Annotated in this window: 17 protein-coding genes, 1 pseudogene and 1 other annotated feature; of the genes and pseudogenes, 2 read left to right on the top strand and 16 right to left on the bottom strand. The window is 30.7% G+C overall.

What is annotated here, in order from left to right; genetic code table 11:
- Positions 1-141: 141 nt before the first annotated feature.
- Positions 142-1308: an MFS transporter gene (locus JK634_RS01985; protein WP_202765948.1), complete on the top strand. Its 1167-nt coding sequence runs from the start codon at positions 142-144 to the stop codon at positions 1306-1308.
- A gap of 132 nt (positions 1309-1440) precedes the next feature.
- Here JK634_RS01985 and JK634_RS01980 read toward each other — a convergent pair whose 3' ends face one another.
- The 15 genes and pseudogenes from JK634_RS01980 to JK634_RS01905 all read right to left on the bottom strand — a co-directional run bounded on the left by JK634_RS01980 (position 1441) and on the right by JK634_RS01905 (position 18077).
- Positions 1441-2250, bottom strand: a complete 810-nt coding sequence (locus tag JK634_RS01980; RefSeq protein ID WP_202765947.1) for a nitroreductase family protein — start codon at positions 2248-2250, stop codon at positions 1441-1443.
- A gap of 266 nt (positions 2251-2516) precedes the next feature.
- On the bottom strand, positions 2517-3095 hold the full coding sequence (locus tag JK634_RS01975; RefSeq protein ID WP_202765946.1) for a TetR/AcrR family transcriptional regulator: 579 nt from the start codon (positions 3093-3095) through the stop codon (positions 2517-2519).
- A gap of 205 nt (positions 3096-3300) precedes the next feature.
- Positions 3301-4533, bottom strand: coding sequence for an arginine deiminase (gene arcA, locus JK634_RS01970; RefSeq protein ID WP_202765945.1), 1233 nt, complete (start codon positions 4531-4533; stop codon positions 3301-3303).
- A 208-nt stretch (positions 4534-4741) separates the two neighbouring features.
- Positions 4742-5440 carry an MBL fold metallo-hydrolase gene (locus JK634_RS01965; protein ID WP_202765944.1) on the bottom strand — a complete coding sequence of 233 codons (699 nt, stop codon included), beginning with the start codon at positions 5438-5440 and terminating at the stop codon, positions 4742-4744.
- A 33-nt stretch (positions 5441-5473) separates the two neighbouring features.
- Positions 5474-6817, bottom strand: a complete 1344-nt coding sequence (locus JK634_RS01960; protein WP_243425536.1) for a flagellin N-terminal helical domain-containing protein — start codon at positions 6815-6817, stop codon at positions 5474-5476.
- A gap of 581 nt (positions 6818-7398) precedes the next feature.
- Positions 7399-8358: a polysaccharide deacetylase family protein gene (locus JK634_RS01950; protein ID WP_202765943.1), complete on the bottom strand. Its 960-nt coding sequence runs from the start codon at positions 8356-8358 to the stop codon at positions 7399-7401.
- A 13-nt stretch (positions 8359-8371) separates the two neighbouring features.
- A complete protein-coding gene (locus tag JK634_RS01945) occupies positions 8372-9385 on the bottom strand; it encodes a hypothetical protein (RefSeq protein WP_202765942.1) in 1014 nt (337 codons plus the stop codon).
- A 25-nt stretch (positions 9386-9410) separates the two neighbouring features.
- Positions 9411-9803 (bottom strand): VOC family protein, encoded by a 393-nt coding sequence (locus tag JK634_RS01940; RefSeq protein WP_202765941.1) that lies wholly within the window; start codon positions 9801-9803, stop codon positions 9411-9413.
- Positions 9804-9816: 13 nt separating this feature from the next.
- A complete protein-coding gene (locus JK634_RS01935) occupies positions 9817-10056 on the bottom strand; it encodes an acyl carrier protein (protein ID WP_202765940.1) in 240 nt (79 codons plus the stop codon).
- Between the two features lies 1 nt (position 10057).
- Positions 10058-10966 (bottom strand): class I SAM-dependent methyltransferase, encoded by a 909-nt coding sequence (locus tag JK634_RS01930; protein WP_202765939.1) that lies wholly within the window; start codon positions 10964-10966, stop codon positions 10058-10060.
- 11 nt (positions 10967-10977) lie between these two features.
- A complete protein-coding gene (locus JK634_RS01925) occupies positions 10978-12762 on the bottom strand; it encodes an HAD-IIIC family phosphatase (protein WP_202765938.1) in 1785 nt (594 codons plus the stop codon).
- Positions 12763-13008: 246 nt separating this feature from the next.
- Positions 13009-13764 (bottom strand): annotated as a pseudogene (locus JK634_RS01920) (class I tRNA ligase family protein).
- 293 nt (positions 13765-14057) lie between these two features.
- Complete coding sequence (gene tnpA / locus JK634_RS01915; RefSeq protein WP_202765937.1) at positions 14058-14513, bottom strand: IS200/IS605 family transposase; 456 nt, start codon at positions 14511-14513, stop codon at positions 14058-14060.
- A 605-nt stretch (positions 14514-15118) separates the two neighbouring features.
- Positions 15119-16750 (bottom strand): methionine--tRNA ligase, encoded by a 1632-nt coding sequence (metG, locus tag JK634_RS01910; protein WP_202765936.1) that lies wholly within the window; start codon positions 16748-16750, stop codon positions 15119-15121.
- Positions 16751-16816: 66 nt separating this feature from the next.
- Positions 16817-17081: a binding site (T-box leader), on the bottom strand.
- Positions 17082-17222: 141 nt separating this feature from the next.
- Complete coding sequence (locus tag JK634_RS01905; protein ID WP_202765935.1) at positions 17223-18077, bottom strand: NAD-dependent epimerase/dehydratase family protein; 855 nt, start codon at positions 18075-18077, stop codon at positions 17223-17225.
- 218 nt (positions 18078-18295) lie between these two features.
- Between JK634_RS01905 and JK634_RS01900 the strand changes: the two genes are divergently transcribed.
- Complete coding sequence (locus tag JK634_RS01900) at positions 18296-19120, top strand: helix-turn-helix transcriptional regulator (RefSeq protein ID WP_202765934.1); 825 nt, start codon at positions 18296-18298, stop codon at positions 19118-19120.
- Positions 19121-19282: 162 nt separating this feature from the next.
- Here JK634_RS01900 and JK634_RS01895 read toward each other — a convergent pair whose 3' ends face one another.
- Positions 19283-19921, bottom strand: a complete 639-nt coding sequence (locus tag JK634_RS01895) for a TetR/AcrR family transcriptional regulator (protein ID WP_202765933.1) — start codon at positions 19919-19921, stop codon at positions 19283-19285.
- Between the last annotated feature and the right edge of the window lie 7 nt (positions 19922-19928).

Here is a 19928-nt window from a genome sequence, read left to right as displayed (position 1 = left end):
ATAATTGTATCACAATATTGAATTGATTATGCAGTTGATTTTATAGTATAGTTCAGACAAGAATTAATTTAAATATTTTAGTACTTTCCCGGGGATGCTAATGTCTAAACTATATACTTTAAGATAAACTGGAGGATTATTATGAAAGAAATCACAAATAGAAAATTGTTAAAGATATCAATTCTATCAGTATCTCTGTTACCTATTATGGCTGCCACAGCAGTAGCACCCATACTGGGCAGCATAGGGGATACTTTTATAAATACAAATCCTACTCTAATAAAAATGATTTTGACAATACCAGCTATCATGACGATTCCAGTGAGTCTTCTATCTGGAAGGCTTGCCTCTATACTAAATAAACGTTACATATTGATTGTAGGCATATTATTCTATTGGCTTGGTGGTTTTCTTCCTTATTTCTCGAATAATATATATACACTATTGTTTTACCGAGCCTTCTTAGGTGTGGGTGTTGGTCTGATACTCCCCCTTTCCACATCTATTATTGCAGATTTTTTTGACGGGGATGAAAGAGAAAAAATGATAGGGCTTTCTTCAGCTTGGAATAACATAGGTGGAGCCATTGCAGTCTTACTTTCTGGAATTCTTGGAAGGCTTAGTTGGAGATATTCTTTTGGAACTTATCTTATAGCCATATTTCCATTGATTATGGTTATTTTTATATTACCTGAGCCAAAAAGAATAGAAAATAATAAAAAAACCATAAAAAGTATTATGAATAAGGCCTTGATAACCGTATTCATGAAGATGTTACTGTTTTATATGATATTTTATGTACTGCCAACAAATATAGCATTATTCTTAAAAAGTGAAAATCTAGGATCAACTAATGCAGCTGCTTTTTTCATTGCCAGCACATCTTTTATGTCATTTGTGACGGGATTATATTTTAGTAAGATAATAATCAAGTTAAAGAATTACTCCGAATTATCTGGATGGGTTGCCATGTTCCTGGGCTTTCTTATATTAAGTCTATCACACTCCGTAATTTTTCTTTTTATAGCAGTATTAGTTATGGGCTTCGCCTTTGCAATTTTATTCCCATTATTTCTTATTGATACTACAAAATATGCTCCTAAATATGCTAATGCATTTGCTTTAAGTATTGTTGGTAGTTTTGGTCTTTTAGGTCAGTTTTTATCTCCTATAATTGTAAATGCCATTGGAAATATTATAGGAATCTCCTCAGCAAGGTTTTCATTTCAATTTTCAGCAATCGCTTGTTTTATAGTTATAGTGCCGTTGTATTTCTCAAATATACGCTACAGTTTAATTAGTAAATAATTTTGACTCGCAATTGGGCTGTTACTATTTTTAAATCTCAAATATAAGTTGCTATCAGTTATCTACGCAATTACAATTAAAAAGTAGAGTGTTGCAGCACTCTACTTTTTAATTAATATTAACTATATTCAATCATTTATTTTCAAAGAAAGAAGCTGATAACGGTTGTCTTTCTGTAAATCTTTTAAAGCTATGTTTAGGATACCCTACCATTACAACTCCTGTTATTTTCTTTTTTTCAGGAATGTTAAAAATCTTGTACATTGGCGAATTATCACTTCGTGCACAAATTTCAAATATTCCTGCCCAGCATGATCCAAGTCCAAGGGATGGAGCAAAAAGTTCAAGATACGATAATGAGAGCATTGAATTTTCTCTACCATTACGAAAATCTTCATCAGCTAAAGCTAAAATTATACTAGGCGCATCTCTTAGGATAGTATCAACTTTATTATTCCTATAACCACTAATCATTCCAGCCAATGCCTTACTCAACATTTCATTATTCTCAAACCAGTTAATACATTCTTCAACTGCTAATTCAATTGTTTTTTTATCATCTACTATTAGATACGATATCCCTTGTGAATTACTTGCAGTTGGGGCTAAGTGGGCAACTTCAACAAGCTCCAATAATTTTTCTCTTTCCACTTCTATATTCTTATATGAACGAATAGATCGTCGTGATCTAATAAAATTCTTTGCTTCTTCAGGATTTAATTTTTTGATTTCTCCTATCTCACTTTGCATATCTAATGGCGATTTCTTATTATCTATAGCTTCTTTTGGGCATATTGCTACACAATGTCCACATTCTAAGCATGCATTTGGATTGACCTCTTTAGGACCAGTAGCTTCTAGTTTTAGTACCCCTGTTGGACATTCTGCCACACACATTCCACATTTTATACATTTTTCTTCATTAACTGTTATTAAACTCATTTTCATTCACTCCTCATTAATTTTTTACTTGGATTAAATACAAGTACACTTAATTTTTAATTGATTTATAATAAATGCTTTTACATAAAGGTATCACATGCGATTATCACCTCCTTTAGTTCATACTTATATTTTTTGGGAACAATCATTCTAATTAGTGTAAAAAAATTTATTAGTTTTAATAGAAGTTTTACTTTTCTATAAAACAAAAGAGTTTAGAGAATCTTAAATATTTTGAGAACGTTCATTCTAATTAATGTAAAAATTTATTTATATAATAAATCCAAGAAAAAATCTGCTATACGATGCAACTTTTCTTTACTCGCGGACATTCTTAGCTGTACACGAATTCCATGCAAGGTATTTTGAAAAACTTCTGATAAAACATCAGAATCATAACTACAGGAAAATTCCCCTGTTTGTTGTCCTTTTCGAACAAGATCAGCAATAATCTGTTCTGTTTCCTTAAATATTCTTTCTATTTTTTCTTCTACCTCTTTATCTCTAAGAGCCATCTCTGTTGCTGAATTTACAAGTAAGCAACCCCATTGTTTATCTTCATATCCTTCGATTATAAAATCAAAGATAAATTGTATTGCTTGTTTTCCTGTTTCTGCATGTAAAATTCCAGCCTTTATTTTGTTTTTAATTAATTCTTCATAAAAATCCATGGCTTGTAAAAATAATGTATGTTTATCACCGAAGGCATCATATAGGCTTCTACGATGAATTCCCATATGCTCTACTAAATCATTCATAGATGTCTTTTCGTAGCCTTGTCTCCAAAATAATTCCATTGCTTTCTCAAGAACTACATTCTCATCAAATTCTCTACTTCGTCCCATTTAGATTCCTCCTTTGTAATATTAATACTATCATTTTGAGAACGATCGGTCAAGAATTGTTTATAATTCCTATAAGACATTACTAATTATCAAACAATTAGATGTAATAGCGCTACAATATTAAGAAAAGCGTATCCATTAGCACAGCCGATAGATACGCTTTTCTATATAATGTTTTTTAATGTATCTTTCCTTTGCTTATTTACTAAATCTTTTCTCTAATTAAAGGCATGCTCATACATCTTGGGCCTCCACGACCTCTAGATAATTCATAAGATTCAAACTCTAACACCTCTATATTATTTTTTCTTAAAGCTTCGTTAGTTACATGATTGCGATTATAACAAATTACTTTTCCAGGTGCTACAGCAAGTGTATTACTTCCGTCATTCCATTGCTCTCTGCTTGCTGCAATAATATCTCCATTACCACACCTTATTAGATTTACTGCTGGCAGGTTTAGATGTCTTTTTAGTATACTAGATAACTCCTCATGTTCATACTTTATTTTGATTTCATCATTTTTTCCTTTATGAATGCTATATACATCTAAAGGTTCCTCAATACCGGAATATATAGTAAACTGATCATAATCCACCATAGTAAATACCGTGTCTAAATGCATATATGCCCTTGTTTTAGGGATATCAAAAGCTAAAACCGTTTCAAATGGTTCCTCTGAACTTAATAGCTTATGGGCTAATCTTTCAATTGCTATTGATTCAGTTCTATCACTTATTCCAATAGCTAAAACCTTATCAGAAAGAACTAAAATATCTCCACCCTCAATTGGATGCGTTTTATTTCTGTTATACCACCTTGGCGTATCTTTGAACCTAGGATGATTATCAAATATATATTTTGCAAATATAGTTTCTCTATTTCTTGTTACATTAGCCATAACATTTAAGGAGATGCCTGATCCAATAGATGCAAAAGGATCCCTTTGAAAATACATATTAGGAATAGGATCTAAATAAAAAGGATACGGATTTTTAACCATATCTCCTAAGGACTTTGGTTTAATATCACTAAGCTCTTCTTTTCTAACACCAGCTATACATTTTCTTATTAGTTCCTTTGGTGAACAGTGGGCAAATAGCTCCATGAGAGCTTCCTGAAACCCTTGTGTAACTATTTTTCCCTCTTCCATGAATTCTTTTAGAAATTCATCTCTAACCTTAGTGTCCTCTAAAATATCTGCCATAAGATCAGTAAGATATAGAACTTCTACACCTTCATTGCGTAAAATATCTGCAAATTGATTATGTTCTTTTTTTGCCTGTTTCAGAAAAACAATTTCATCAAATAATAATCTTCTTAAATAATCCGGAACTATATTTTCAACCTCTTCTCCAGGGCAATGAAGAAGTACACTTTTTAGATTGCCTATTTCACTATAAACAGAAATATTAGAATTAGAATTCACGAAATTCATCCCTTCCTTTAGTAATCTAATCCTTAGTGTTCCATTTTTCTTTAATATTATGTTTTGAGAATCGCTTTACTTGTGGAATAGTTATCTGTATCAGTAATAAGTGAGTTCTTTGCATTATTTTAAATTTAAGATTACCTTTCTTGATATTGATATAGAAGTTAAAGTCAAAGAAAAAAGTGCCTCACCCTATAAAGAGTTGCACTTTTTCTTAATTAATATTAACTATATTAAACCCTTGTTTTTTACTCTCTTCAATAAAATTTTCTCCATCGATGTGAATACAATAAACTTGATTTCTATATTCTTTAGGCACTAATTCACATAGCCTTCTTAATGACGTATGAACGTTGTCTTTTGAATCATCTATACATGTATCATGATATACTAAATTTCCATCCTTTAAAAAATCAACTATATCAATGTTAGTCTCATAAGTATCTCCACTATAAAAGATACTATTTCCTATATCAAACTTTAAAGTATAAGAATAAGTATTAAGAGCTTTCACATGTTTCGTCAATTTTGAATTTATATTTAAACTTAATGATTCAATTCTATTATTAGAATCTAGCACCGTAAAACTCTCATTTTCTTTTAATCCTAGTAACTCTAAATATAATTTCATTCTTTCTTTTTCACTAAAATACACTTTTGAAATTATTTTATACTTCCAATAACAAAATCCAACAAATCCACCTAATGACCCAATATGATCTGAATGCATATGTGTTATTAAAATATGAACTTCTTCAATTCCGTCCATTAAGTTTTTCTCTAAAATCTTCTTAAATACAGTTTCTCCACAGTCAATTAATAATAGCGTTTTATTTTCTTTAATGTATGCTGATGTATTCGCTTCTATAGAATGATACCCTGAACCTCTACCTAAAAACTTCAACCTATTCATATAAATACTCCTTATTTTTACATTGTACAACTTCTACCTTAATAATTCTAAGACCTTATTTGGTAATTGGTTTGCTTGTGACAATAAAGATTGTGCAACCTGCTCAAGTATACTATTTTTACTCATTTCTATCATTTCCTTTGCCATGTCTGCATCCCTTATCTCACTTTCAGATGAAGATAGATTTCTAGATGATGTGTCAACGTTTTTTATTCCGTGTTCTAATCGATTTGTGTATGCACCCATTGTTGAACGAATATTAAGAACATAATTCGTTGCTTTATCACACTGATCAATAGCCTTTTGTGCTTCTGTTAATGATTTTAATTTTAAATCATTAATTTTCATTACTTTAGAATCTAATACATCCCATTCGAAGTCTACAATCTCATTTGAATTTGCACCAGCTTGAATATAAAGATGCCTCTTATCATACTCTGCTATGGTAGTAGTTGTTGTGGTTGTATTTTGTTGAAAACTGCTAGAATTGAACATACTGTGTAAAAAACCATGTCCAAAACTTTGACTAGATGCTGTATTACAAGCCATTGTTATATTTGAAAAATCTTCAAAGGTAAAGACCATTTTGTTATTTGAATCAAAATACCCCCCTATTTTTGTCGATGGAGACATGTTTGCATCAAAACCGGCTTGCAATCCTTTAACAAAAGTATCTAGAAATTTATCTTTGTTAGCTTGAGTAATAGTTCCATCAGCTTCATACATATTATGTGCGAAGCCATCAAAGGTTGGGTCAACATTATCCTTTATTGACTTGCCTAGATCAAAAGAAACAGTTGTAGTTGTTCCGTCAACTTTAGTAATGTAAAAGTTTTGAACATCTGCTACATTTACAGACGCATCATTAATAATATTTTTAATTGTAACGTCTTCAAGTGTATAATTGGAGACCATGGCTCCAAGCGCTTTAGTTACTGTAATAGTTTTAAGTATAGGTTGGCCTGGTTTAAATATATTAATAGTATTAAATTCTGTATCATTACTAATTCTATCTATCTCACTAATTAATTGTCCTGATTCATCGTCTATTTGTTCTCTATCTGAATCTGTAAGGGTGTCATTGCTTGCTTGTACTGCTAACTCTCTAATTCGAATGAGCATTTGTGAAACTTCTTCTAGTGCACCATCACCAACATTAAAAAATGAAATTCCATCGTTCATGTTTTTGAATGCCATATCTAAACCCCTAATTTGGCTTCTCATCTTTTCAGAAATAGCAAGTCCAGCAGAATCATCTGCTGCTCTATTTACTTTTAATCCTGAACTTAACTTTTCTATATGCTTAGATTTATTATTGCTCGCCTTTTTTAATTGATTATATATATTTATCGCATTTAGATTATTATTTATTATCATAGCTACACCTACCATTAAGCTTTTGTTGTATCGTGTTATTTAGTATATAATGGATTTTTTATGAATTTTGATATCTTTTACCCATATAATCAATATTATACCATAAGAACCTCTGAGATGCGTTTGTAAATTTTGTTTTTTTACTAAGACTAAATTAGTTATAATCGGCTACGTTTACCAATAATAAAATTAGCAAACTATTCCTATAAAAATAAAAGCCTTCTTGCAACGTAATTTACCTTTAAGTTTATACGCCACAAGAAGGCTTTTTAAGCCATATAATAAATATATATATTAATTGAGTTTATTTAGTTCATAGTCTACATCATTTGTGGTGCGGTTCACCGTATCACTTGTAAGTGCAATTTTTATAATAAGTGATTTTTCAATAAGCCTCCCAATTGTATCTTTCGAATATTTACGCATCTTCTCATTGACTTCCCTATCAAATTAATAGTTTACTTTTAAATATAGTGTTGCAAAATAATTCACTAATATTATCCTTATTACGCTTGTTCACTTATACAATCACAATATAAACCAATTATAAAACTTATTATTTCCAATTGAGCTATTACCTCTTAATAATGATTGAGATAGTTATTGCTTTTAGGTGGAAAATCGTTTGTATCTAGTCTGGGGAGATTGAGCATACAATCCTTCGATAGATTTGCTATTCTTACTTCCGTCGTAAGTCCAACCTTACAGTTGGCGCTTTTAACAAACTCTACTAACTCCTCATTTCTTGACCCATATGGATAACTGATTGTCCAACTTTTGCTATCTATAATGTCACTATAAAAATCCAATGATTTTCTAATATCAGTTTTAGCCTCATTAAGATGCAATTTTTCTAACCAATAGTGTCTATATCCATGTATTCCGAAATGCATACCACATTTTTTCATTAACTTAATTTGATCGTAACTTATATATAGCTCCTTAGAAAAAGATTCTTCATCTATTGCAATATATTTTTTAAATAATTCGTTTACTAGAATACCTCTCAACTTTTCAGGTAGCTCTACCTGTAAAAGCCTCTTTATAAATATGGTATCTTTATCATCAAATCTTCCTATCAGCGCTAACTTACTATATATACTCTCATTAGAATCAAATTCAAACTCCTTACCTCTATAGAAGTTTAGTAATGAAAATAAATCTTTCATAATAGTTTTAGTGCTTGTACTTGCTAAAATATAATGAATCTTATGAACATCAAGAACTTTGTCACATGACAGTACTTCCGCCGGAACATAAAAACTTCCTGATATCTTATTTTGAGAAAGTATCGGAAAAACATTTGTATAATGATCTATAAAACCATCATCAAAGGTTAGCATCATACTATTAGGTGGTAACTTCGTCTTGTTTTCCATGTTATCAATGAACTGCTCCATTGATATGATTGTATACTTTGATGAAAAAAACTCAATCTGTTGCCTAAAGTAATTTAAATCTAAACCTTTAATTTCTGGGTACCTACTATTAATTAAATCCCTCACGTAATGGTACATTACTATTGTTACATTATTATCCACATTCAAAGTCCTCCTAGATGAAACTTGGTCTATCTTGATCACCATCTGCTTTAAACATATAAAAATTTTCACATTCATTTGTGAAGAAATATATATCTATGTTCTTCTGTAAAAATGGACCAAAATAATTCGGGATAATATTATTATCTTCTTGTGTTCGTCTTTCAAATCCTGCATTTTTCAAATGAACCTCATCAATTCCATGACAATAAAAATCTATATACTCATACTCATTTTCATCAATTAATCTCTGTATTTCTGATGAAATACTGTCAAGATCATCATCTCTACCTATAAAATCAACAACCCTAAGCAGTTTCACTCCATTTTGGAATGTTTCTCTCGCTACTAAAATGGATTTGATTTCATTATTTTCATTTTGTATTCCATAAACATGATACTTATATATAGGATAGTCATAATATCTTCTACATATATACCAATTATCTTTGTACGGCTTACGATTTTTATATTCTTCTATATTAAATGCTCTTAAAAAATCTGCATATGTATCCAGTCTTATTAATTTAAAATTAGTATACTTTACATCAGCAATTTTCTTATTATTTATTACTGCCACTTGATACGTTTCTCTATTATCCAGCCTATAATAATGTTCAAGTTTACCTGTAGAATATCCCATAAAATCATATATTGGGATGGTTCTTGCATTAATACCGCATCCCGCAAATATACTACAATCAGATAAATTGGCAATATAATTCAAAAGTTTTATTCCTAGTGTTGGAGAGCCATTCTTAATTACTTTTAATATCGCCCCCCACATAGTTTTATTGTTACTAGAGTTATTACTTGGAATATATCCACATATCCCACATAAGGTATTTGTAAAAGCATCTTCTGCAACAATAAAATTGAAATTATTATCAATAAGATGCTGATACTCAAAAAGGCCACGTTCCTTAACAAAAATATGATCCTGCTGCCAATTAATCTTAATAAACTCTATTATATTATCAATATCATTAATTCCAGCTTTTCTAATTACAATATCTTGATATCCCATACATACCTCTCAAACCAAATAATATTTAACTATTCTCTACTAATTCAATAAGTCCTAACTTATTATTGTATAAAAATACAACATTTCTATTTTCTATAGCTACTGCAGGCGATAAGTTGCTGATAACCGTATATCCTTCACTGCACAACTTATTTATATCTTGCTTTAAATTGTTACTTTCATAACATATATGATAAGGTGAGCTTTTCATTTTTTTATAAAGGTTATATACTACAGATGATTTGCCTACAGGGCTTACGAGTTCGATCACTGTATCCATATTTTTTACAAAACATATGTTTATTTCACGGGCTTCATCGTAAATTGTATTAGAAACACTTATATAACCCAATTTTTCAAACTCAGCTATTGATTCTTCTACTGAAGCAACAAGATATCCAATATGATGAATTTTCATATCTTCCCCCTATTTATAATTTCTTTGCTATAGTATCGACTATATCACCAACAGATTGTAATTTAATAATTTCATCAACTGAAAATTTAATACTAAATACTTTTTCAAGAGATACAATTATATTAACCTGCGCTAAAGAATCCCAATCTTCAATATCATCTGAATTTGTATCCCAAGACAGAATAAGACTCTCATCATCAAAACAATCTCTAAAAATTTCCTGAACCTTCTCTAATATAACATTTCTATCCATTCTATTTCACCATTTCCTTTTCTAAGATTAATGCAATATTTATGCACTCTTTATTTTTTATAGCTTTTTCTATAGGTTTTCCATTTGAACTTTCATAAAAGCTACTTATAACTTTAAAGCCAGCTTCCTTCATCATTTCATATACTTCATCCACTGTTTTAAAATGATATATATGATCTACAGCAGGAGCATTTATTGCTGTTGTAATATATATAAAAGCATCATCAGAAGTGATCTTATGAATTTTTTTCATAAAACTCAGAGGTTGCTCAACATGCTCTAAAACCTCTCCCATGATAACTGCGTCATATTGTTTCTCTTCTTCAATAACAAAAAAATCTTTCTCAATAACAGAATAATTATTTTTTGTATCTTTAACGAAAAACTCTGCTAGTTTGCGAGTCATTTCAACACTGGAAGCCGAAATATCAACTGCTTCATAAAAATCAAAATTCGTATTCATTATCGAATATATATAGTACTTTCCATGGCCTGGTCCTATTTCCAGGTACTTACCCTGCTTATTTTGTGGAATGCTTTTCTGAAACCATCTATATATATTCCTGTGATTAGGCCAAAGATAAGTTGATATTCCTAAACCAATCATATATTTTCGCATATATTCACTATTGTAATATACACTTCCTGCTACTTCATCAAAAGTAGAATATCTATAGTGCCCTGACTGAATAAAATAAGTTAATTCTGCAAATGTATCAGTAACAAAGGTTAAATATGCCTCTGCAATTGACTCTATATCATCACCTTGACTGATAAAGAAGGATATATACTCCTCAAATTCTGCATATTCATTTTCAGTTAGTTCCGCCAAAGACTTTTTAATAAACTTTTCCTGAAAAACATTTTCCTTGATAATATTATCAACTAATGATGAAACTAATTTTTGCATAGTTACACACCTCATTCTTCATTATTACTTATTTTAATAACATTGTTTTTTGAAGAGTAATTTGGCGATACTCCAAAATTCCAAACGCTCTTTTCTTCATCTTTATAACACTCTTCAAAGCCCAAGGTTCCATAAAAATCTTTTACCATAGAGTTTTTAGCACTTTTAAAATAAAATCCCAATATTCTAGAAATATTTAGTTTATTAGCCTCTTCAACAAGGCGATCAAACACCACATACTCAAGATTTCGTTTAAATACTCTGCAACTCATAACCCATGATTCTATTTCTATTGTATCTCCATCTATCTTTGCTATGAGGCAAGATGCTATCCCATTATCTCCAAACTTATCTTTTAACCTCGCATATATGCATACATAATTTATCCCATTCATAATATCGACAATCTCTAAGTTCGTATATCTTCTTGTTGTTAGATTGAATTGGTTTGTCTTATTAAATAACTGTGTAATACGTTCAATATTACTAGGGCTAAACCTGCCAACTTCACAAACCATTTCTAACGATTTAAGATATTCTTCATAATTCGTAAAGTTATATTTTAACTTATCACGATTAGTATTGCCTTTGTAAAAATTATTTCTCATCCTATCATCCTCTGAGAGGTTGGTAACTTCAAAAAATCCTGATTTATCGAGAACATCTAAATATTTTTCTGGAGATGTCATTTCAGGTACTGATACCTCTGGGATACTTTGAGTGATAATCTCTCTTTCAGCAGGATTATCATCTATAAAGACTAAACTATTAGGTAAAATATTCAGATCTCTAGCAATTTCTGCTATGCTGATATTTTTATCATTCCAATTTATTTTTAAACAAATAAAATCTTCTGGCTTTAATAAACTAAAATTATGATTAAGCCCTTTTATTGCGTTATCGTATTCATTCTTAGATGCTACATTTAGCAAAATTCCAAGTTGACTTACTTGTTTAATATAATTTTGAAACTCCATAAATGCCATCCCTGTAGGAGTTTCATTACCAAGGTCAATTTCACCCTCTCCAATATCACCAATAACTCCACCCCACAAGGTATTATCAAGATCAACAACAATACTTTTTTTATTTTTTCCATATACTGATTTAATTATATTCGCCACACTATGGCATAAAAGTGGTATTGCATCAATATTTAAGGCATATTTATAAAGATACCAATATGAAGGATCAGACCATCTCTCAAGACCGTACCAACAAGATAGATAATTGATATCATTTATGTAAAAGTCCCTATTGTTCCTAGCATATTCACTAAACTTCATATTTAACCTAGTGATAAAATTAACTCTGCCACTCAGCAATACTGCATCCTTATTACCAAGCACTCTAAAAAACGGCAATTCAAAGTTATTCTGAATAATTGTGCAATTAAAGTCTTGGGAGACTTTCTGCCAAACTGCTTCAAACTTACCAAAGGTATCCTCAAGCTTTTGATTAATCTGTGAATCTGTATCATTGATGTCAGGATATAAGTTAATATTCCTGTTTGAAGTTACAATATATATAATATCAGGATTAAACTCTTTTAAAACCCCATCATCATACATTACATCCTCATAAAATCTGGAATATGAACCTTCATAGAAAATTGGCTTAATCCCATGATTAAGTAAAAATAATTCAATAATGTTTTTAATGTCTCCTATAGTGGAACCACTTAATAGAGCAATTCTTTTTTCAATAAAATCCTCATTTTTTAACAGTTCTCTTTTAATAGCCTTTTTTTTCTTCAATATATACGAACTATCAAATGGATATTCTAACTGTTTCAATTAAATCACACCTCATAGAATTCAAATTTTTCTTCTACACACACATTGGTTCTACATGCAATATTTCTTATAATAATCCAAGCCTATCCTAAACCTATAATACTATTTCAAATAGTGGTGTATGCCAGTTTCTTAAATTTGTATATATTTGTCTATAAAACAACTTAATCTATTTTAACATTGTTTTTTTCACTACAATCCATTTATACTAGCAAACTTTAACATCAATTTATATTATCGTCTAATTTACACTAATCTTAATACATAAAAAAAAAGTCTCTTAACGCATCTGAATTGTAACGTTCTATTATATCCTATCCCGCTTATTAAAGCCGGTAAAATTATAGAATAGAAATGTATATTATCCTTACCATGTATATAATATGAAATAGTCTTTTCATCCCAAAGCTCTTCATATGATTTTTTATTTTATAATGCCTATTTTTGCTCATTGTAAGATATCCTGACACAGCATCTATCCACATATAAACCTTCATTTACGTATCTTTCTGTATTATTTACTGCATTAACTCTCCAATTACTTTGAGTTTTGCTTAGGCTCTCTTTAATTGTGTTTTGGGATTTAGATAAAAAGAAGTATAACTGTTTTGTATACTTTACTATTGGTGTACTATTGCATAACTTACACTTTCTTTCTGAAGGTTCTAATGGCTCTAGTAAAGTTCCACAATTGTCACATTGGTCTCCTCTTGCAATTGAATTACATTTTGGACACACTCCTTCAACACACCTATTAGGCAAAAATTAGTTACAACATTAACAATATATTTGCTCTCCTTCCTTTTCATAAATTAACTTTTTATTGTATAGTAAGACTATAGCTTCTTGCACTTCTCTCTTATGAAATTCATCATCTGTTCTACCATAATAATTATAAGAAAAATTTAACCTTTCAAAACACTTTTTAAATTCTGCATGATATTTATCTGCTATATCCTTTGGTGATACTCCTTCTCTCTTTGCTCTTATTGATAGTCCCATAACAATCACTCCCTTAGACATATAGTACATTATTTCCCTTCACCCTATAATATCTTGCCAATACATCTTCTGGTAGTAAGTAGCTATATGACCAATATGCAATGAACCATTAGCATATAGCCAAGCACCTCCAATAAAAATATTCATTTTCTAAATCCTCCTCATTACTAATAAAATTTAAATATAATAAAAATCCACCAGCTTAGCTGGTGGTTTTGCCTTAGCCCTATAAGGGCATATTACTTGCGTTGTGCCTTAAGGCACCTGTAAAAGATTCGCAGCCGCATATTGCTTTACTTGCTACCCTTAAAAGGGTCCATATATTCTTTCATACTAATTTGATCTGCTAACATATCTTCTCTTTCTTGATTCCGTATATATTCTTCTATTGCCTTTTTATTTTTTCCTACTGTATCAACATAAAAAACCCTGCACCAAAAATGCCTATTTCCATACTTATATCTTAGGTTTGAATATCTTTCAAAAATCATCAAGCTACTTTTTCCTTTTAAAAATCCAACAAAACCAGATACACTCATTTTAGGTGGAATTTCTACCAACATATGTATGTGATCTATACATGCATGCGCTTCAATTATTCTTACACCTTTCCAATCACACAACTGCCTTAATATTTTTCCTATTTCAGTCTTCATTTCCCCATAAATCTCTTTTCTTCTATACTTCGGTGCGAAGACTATATGATATTTACACTTCCATTTGGTGTGTGCTAAACTGTTATTATCCATTTGGATGCCTCCTTTTGTTTTTGAATTTGGCTGCGAACCTTAATTCTATTTTAACAAAAGGAGGTTTTTTTGCCTTCTCACCGCTAAAGCTTTTCCGAACACACTTGCATAGCAAGTGGTTTTAATTAGGACAAAAAAACTCCCGTCCTAAGAAATTAATCTTAGGAACGAGAGCTAAACTCCATGCTACCATCCTATTTCATGCATACCTTACAATATGCGCCTAATCAAGTACTTCATATATGATATGATTATACTATTCTTAATTACATCGTTAATTCATTTTATAAATTTAGCAAAAATATCCATTTTTTTATGATGCGGTTCTCCATATCAGTAACAATGCTTTAATGTTACTACATCAAGCAGAATTATTTTTACTAGTACTACTAACATTTATAGTTGCTCTTTTTTTATTTAGCGCCAATTTATATTCAAGCCCAGTTTACTGACTTTTTCAACAAAATTATATATTAATACTCTTATAAACATTAATATCGAAAGTATCCTTAGTTAAGCTGAAATATCCTATATCTATACTAATAGGTATACCAAAACCTCATTTACCCATATAACCAATATTATACCATATAGGAAATATATATTTACTTACTGCTGTTCACCAAACTATATTCCTCTTTTTCTATTATCTTCTTATCAAGTCTTTCAAATAATATTGTAACTTCATCAATTGAAACTCCATACTTAGGCTCAATATTTTCCCATCTATTTCCGCTAATAGCTAGCCATGCTTTTATCTTTCCTGAAGACTCAGGTAAAAAAGGTGATAATAGGTTTGCTAAATTTGCTATTGAATAAATGCAATTATATATTGTATTACTGCAAGCCTCAAAATTATCTTTTACTGTAATCCATGGTGCATTTTCATCAAAATATTTATTTATACTTCTTATAAATTCAAAGATTTTCTCAAGTGCGACTTTTAAATTTCCTTGCTCAATAAGATTTCCTATTACCTCATATAAATTGTCTATTTCTTCTTTTATATTAATAGATACCTTACCATTAGGAATTTTACTGTCAAAATATTTTTTAGCAAAAACTAAAGTTCTATTAACTAAATTGCCATATGCCCCTAATAATTCACCGTTATTGCTATTCACAAATTCCCTCCAAGAAAAATCAGTATCTCTTTTTTCTGGTGCATTTATTATGAAAAAGTATCTTAACGCATCTGAGTTGTAACGTTCTATTATATCTGGTAACCACACGGCCCAGTTATTACTTGTTGATATTTTCTTGCCCTCTAATGTTAAATATTCACTAGATATTATCCTATCAGGCAACTTATTATATCCTATCCCATTTATTAAAGCCGGTAAAATTATAGAATGAAAAGGTATATTATCTTTACCATGTATATAATATGAAGTAGCATTTTCATCCCAAAAATCTTCATATGATTTTTGGGATGAAAATGCCCACTTTTTGCTCATTGTAAGATATCCTAATACAGCATCTATCCATACATAAACCTTTTTATCTCTAAATCCTTGTATAGGTATATCTATTCCTAATGATAAGTCTCTTGATATAGCCCTATCACATAACCCTTCACTTAGGTATCTTTCTGTATTATTTACTGCATTAACTCTCCAATTACTTTGAGTTTTATCTAAATTTTCTTTAATAGTATTTTGAAATTTAGATAAAGAGAAGTATACCTGTTTTGTATTCTTTACTATTGGTGTACTATTGCATAACTTGCATTTTCTATCTGAAAGTTCTAATGGCTCTAGTAAAGCTCCACAATTATCACATTGATCTCCTCTTGCAATTGAATGACATTTGGGACATACTCCTTCAACATATCTATCCGGTAAAAATTGGTTGCAATGCTGACAGTAAATTTGCTCTACTTCCTTTTCGTAAATTAATCCTTTATTGTATAGCAAGACTATAGCTTCTTGTACTTCTCTTTTATGAAATTCATCATCTGTTCTACCATAATAATCATAAGAAAAATTTAACCTCTCAAAACACCTTTTAAATTCCGCATGATACTTATCTGCTATGTCCTTTGGTAATACACCTTCTCTTTTTGCTCTTATTGAAATAGGTGTCCCATGACAATCACTCCCTGAAACATATAATACTTTATCTCCCTTCACCCTATAATATCTTGCTATAACATCTCCTGGTAATAATGCAGCTATATGGCCTATATGTAATGAACCATTTGCATATGGCCAAGCTCCTCCAATAAAAATATTCATTTTCTAAATCCTCCTCTTTTATAATAAATTTTAAATATAAAAAAGCTCCCGTCCCAAGAAATTAATCTTAGGAACGAGAGCTAAACTTCGTGTTACCATCCTATTTCATGCATACCTTACAATATGCACCTCATCAAGTACGTCATATATATCATATGATTATACTCTATCACTATAACGTGTGAATCCGTTGCAGCCTTAATTCTTATAATAAAAATCTCGGTACACTGCTCCAAGGCCATTTTCACTTTAATATCCTTTGCTTCCTCTCACCAATGGAAACTCTCTGTATAAGTATTCTTAAAGTTACTTTCCTCTTCATTGCATTTGTAGTTATTATACTCTTCTTAATTACATTGTCAATGTATTTCTTACAAATTCAGTAAAAATTTGTCCACAGCAACATTTAATCTTATCCACATATTCAGGAATAATTGTGTGTATTTCTCTTATCATGCGGCTGGCACTATTACTATAAAGCTCCCCTATCTTTAGCAGCATATACAGAAGGATATTTGGGTTTAAAATTCAACTCATTTTTAATACGGGTTGAATCTGCTGTCAATTCCCATATGTTAGACATAAGCCATCCATCTTCGGTTGGTACTTGCTCTGGTCCTCCTTGCAGTTTATATATTTCGCCTATAGTAATAGGCTTGTCATCTGCAACGTTATATATACGACCGCCAACATCTGGGGTGGTTGCAGCAAGCAGTAGTGCTTGACTTACATCTTCATGATGTATCATCGATTGCTGCTTTAACGGATTCCAGTTAATCATGTACGGCAAAATTTCTTCAATATGTGGATCACCATCACCATAAACAAATGCTAATCTCATAATACGAATATCTAGTCCTTGTTCACGATGCAATTTTAATAGAGCTTCTTCTGCAGCAATTTTTGTTTTAGGATATATCAGTTTAGATGGCACAAGAATATCGTCTTCTCTGCATGGTCTATTTACATTTATGTCACGATATACATTACCAGTACTTGTAAATACAAATCTTGTAACACCTACTTCTATAGCTGCTTTAGCTAGTATAATAGTTGCATGTAAATTTACTGCTGTAGCTACCTTATCACTAATACCTCCTCGGAATTGAGCAGCTGTATGAATCACTGCATCAACACCTCGTATGATTTCAGTAAGATTATCATTATTTAAAAGATCACCTTCAACTACTTCTGCTCCTTGCTCTTTCAATACAAGTGCCTTCTCAGCATTTCTTACAAGAATACGAACAGAATGCCCGTGCTTAAGTAAATATGGTACTAAACGGCTTCCAACTTTGCCTGTTGCTCCAGTTACAAATATTTTCATAAATTAATTCACTCCAATCTAGATAGTTTCGTCTAACAGTTATTTTATGCTATATTACTAATATATCAGGACTAAAACTATTCAACCACATTGTAGCTATCCTACGATTGAGAGTGGTAGGATATGAGAATGTTGAGGCACTAAATGAACTTTAACCTATAATCTTTCCATGGGAAACGGAGGATTACCTAGTTTTTCGAATGAAAGGAGAAAAACAAATGAAAGACATTATTACATCACAGCAATCCCTAGGTGAATTTTTGAGAGCTACCAGAGAGCGCCTTACACCTGAACAGGTTGGATTACCCTCATACGGGCGCCGCCGTACACCAGGACTTCGCCGCGAAGAAGTAGCGCAGCTTGCCAATGTGGGTGTTTCTTGGTACACGTCTATAGAGCAAGGTAAAGATGTGCATCCTTCCCGTCAAGTATTGGAAAGTTTGGCTTCTGCGTTAAGATTATCCGATGATGAACGCCGATACCTTTTTTTATTATCTAAATCAGATGAAGCGGATGAAATAAAAACTCAGCCAAAAATTAGTACAGGGTTAGAAAGAACTATTTTTGCATTGGAACCTCATCCTGCATATATTATGGATAAATACTGGGATGTACTATTATGGAATCGTGGAGCAGAATTTATATTTGGATTTCCTTCTTATTCTGCCAATATTAGTCCAAAACCTAATATATTGCATCAATATTTAACTGATTCACAGGAAAAAGAAAATAAATCAGAATGGGAAGAACGAATTAAAATAATGATTGCCAGATTTAGATCTGATTGTGCTATGTTCCCTCAAGATGCCAGATTAAATGAAATGATTGAAAAGCTTAAAGAAGAAAGTGAATTATTCAAATTATGGTGGCCACGCTATGAAGTAAAAACTGTTACCGACTGCCGCAAGTTAAGGATTGATCCTCTCATTGGCGAATTGGAGTTTGAACATGTGAATTTGCAAATACCTGACTGCCCTGATCTGAAGCTAATGATTTATACTGCCTCGCCTTCAACAGCAGAAAAGCTTAAGCAAAAAATATAAGCAGTTTTTTTACAGTTATTCACTTTATATTAATTTTTCACGCCGATAAGTCCCTCAGAACAAAAACTAAAGGTAATTTTTAAGATTTTTTCTTCTAAAATTCCTTTAAACCACTCTGAGGGACTATATATTTTATTAACAATTTCAAGAAAGTGAGTTTATTCAATTATATTCTTCCTTATAAAATACCTTTCTTAAAACTACTACGTATTCCTTTAATTTAGTATAAAATTGATTTCTGTTATCATATCCATAATCATCTAAGGATTTATATAATAAGTTAGAGTTCTCTAAAATTCCGTTAAGGGCCATAGCTATAATTTCAAGTGCCTTTTGTTTATCTATATCGTCACGAAATAAGGATAAATCTATATCTTTCAAGGTTAACTTTTCTGAATACTCCTTTAATCTTTTATAACGCTCATCAATATCACTTTTTAATTCCTCTGGTGTATTTATAAATACAGATGCAAAGAATTTATACACAATTGGATTTTCTGTAGAAATAGAAATTTTTAATTCTTGCCATTCTAAAATACGCTGAAAAATATCAGGGTTATTAATTTTTATTTTATCCATCATATAATTTAAATAGTATTCTATGGCATAATCTGTAACATAAAGATACAAGTTCTTCTTGTTATCAAAGTAATTGAATAATGCACCTTTTGATATATCAGCCTCTTTAACAATATTATTTGTAGAAGCCGCCATATATCCTTTATCAGCAAATTCCCTTATGGCTGCTTGTATTATTTTATTCTTTTTATCATCATTTAATTTATCAAAATTTTTATACAAACCATCA

The sequence above is a fragment of the Clostridium paridis genome, assembly GCF_016765615.1.
GTDB lineage: Bacteria > Bacillota > Clostridia > Clostridiales > Clostridiaceae > Clostridium_T > Clostridium_T paridis.
The sequence above is the reverse complement of the archived record's forward strand: the minus strand, read 5'-3'. Positions and strand labels throughout refer to the sequence as shown.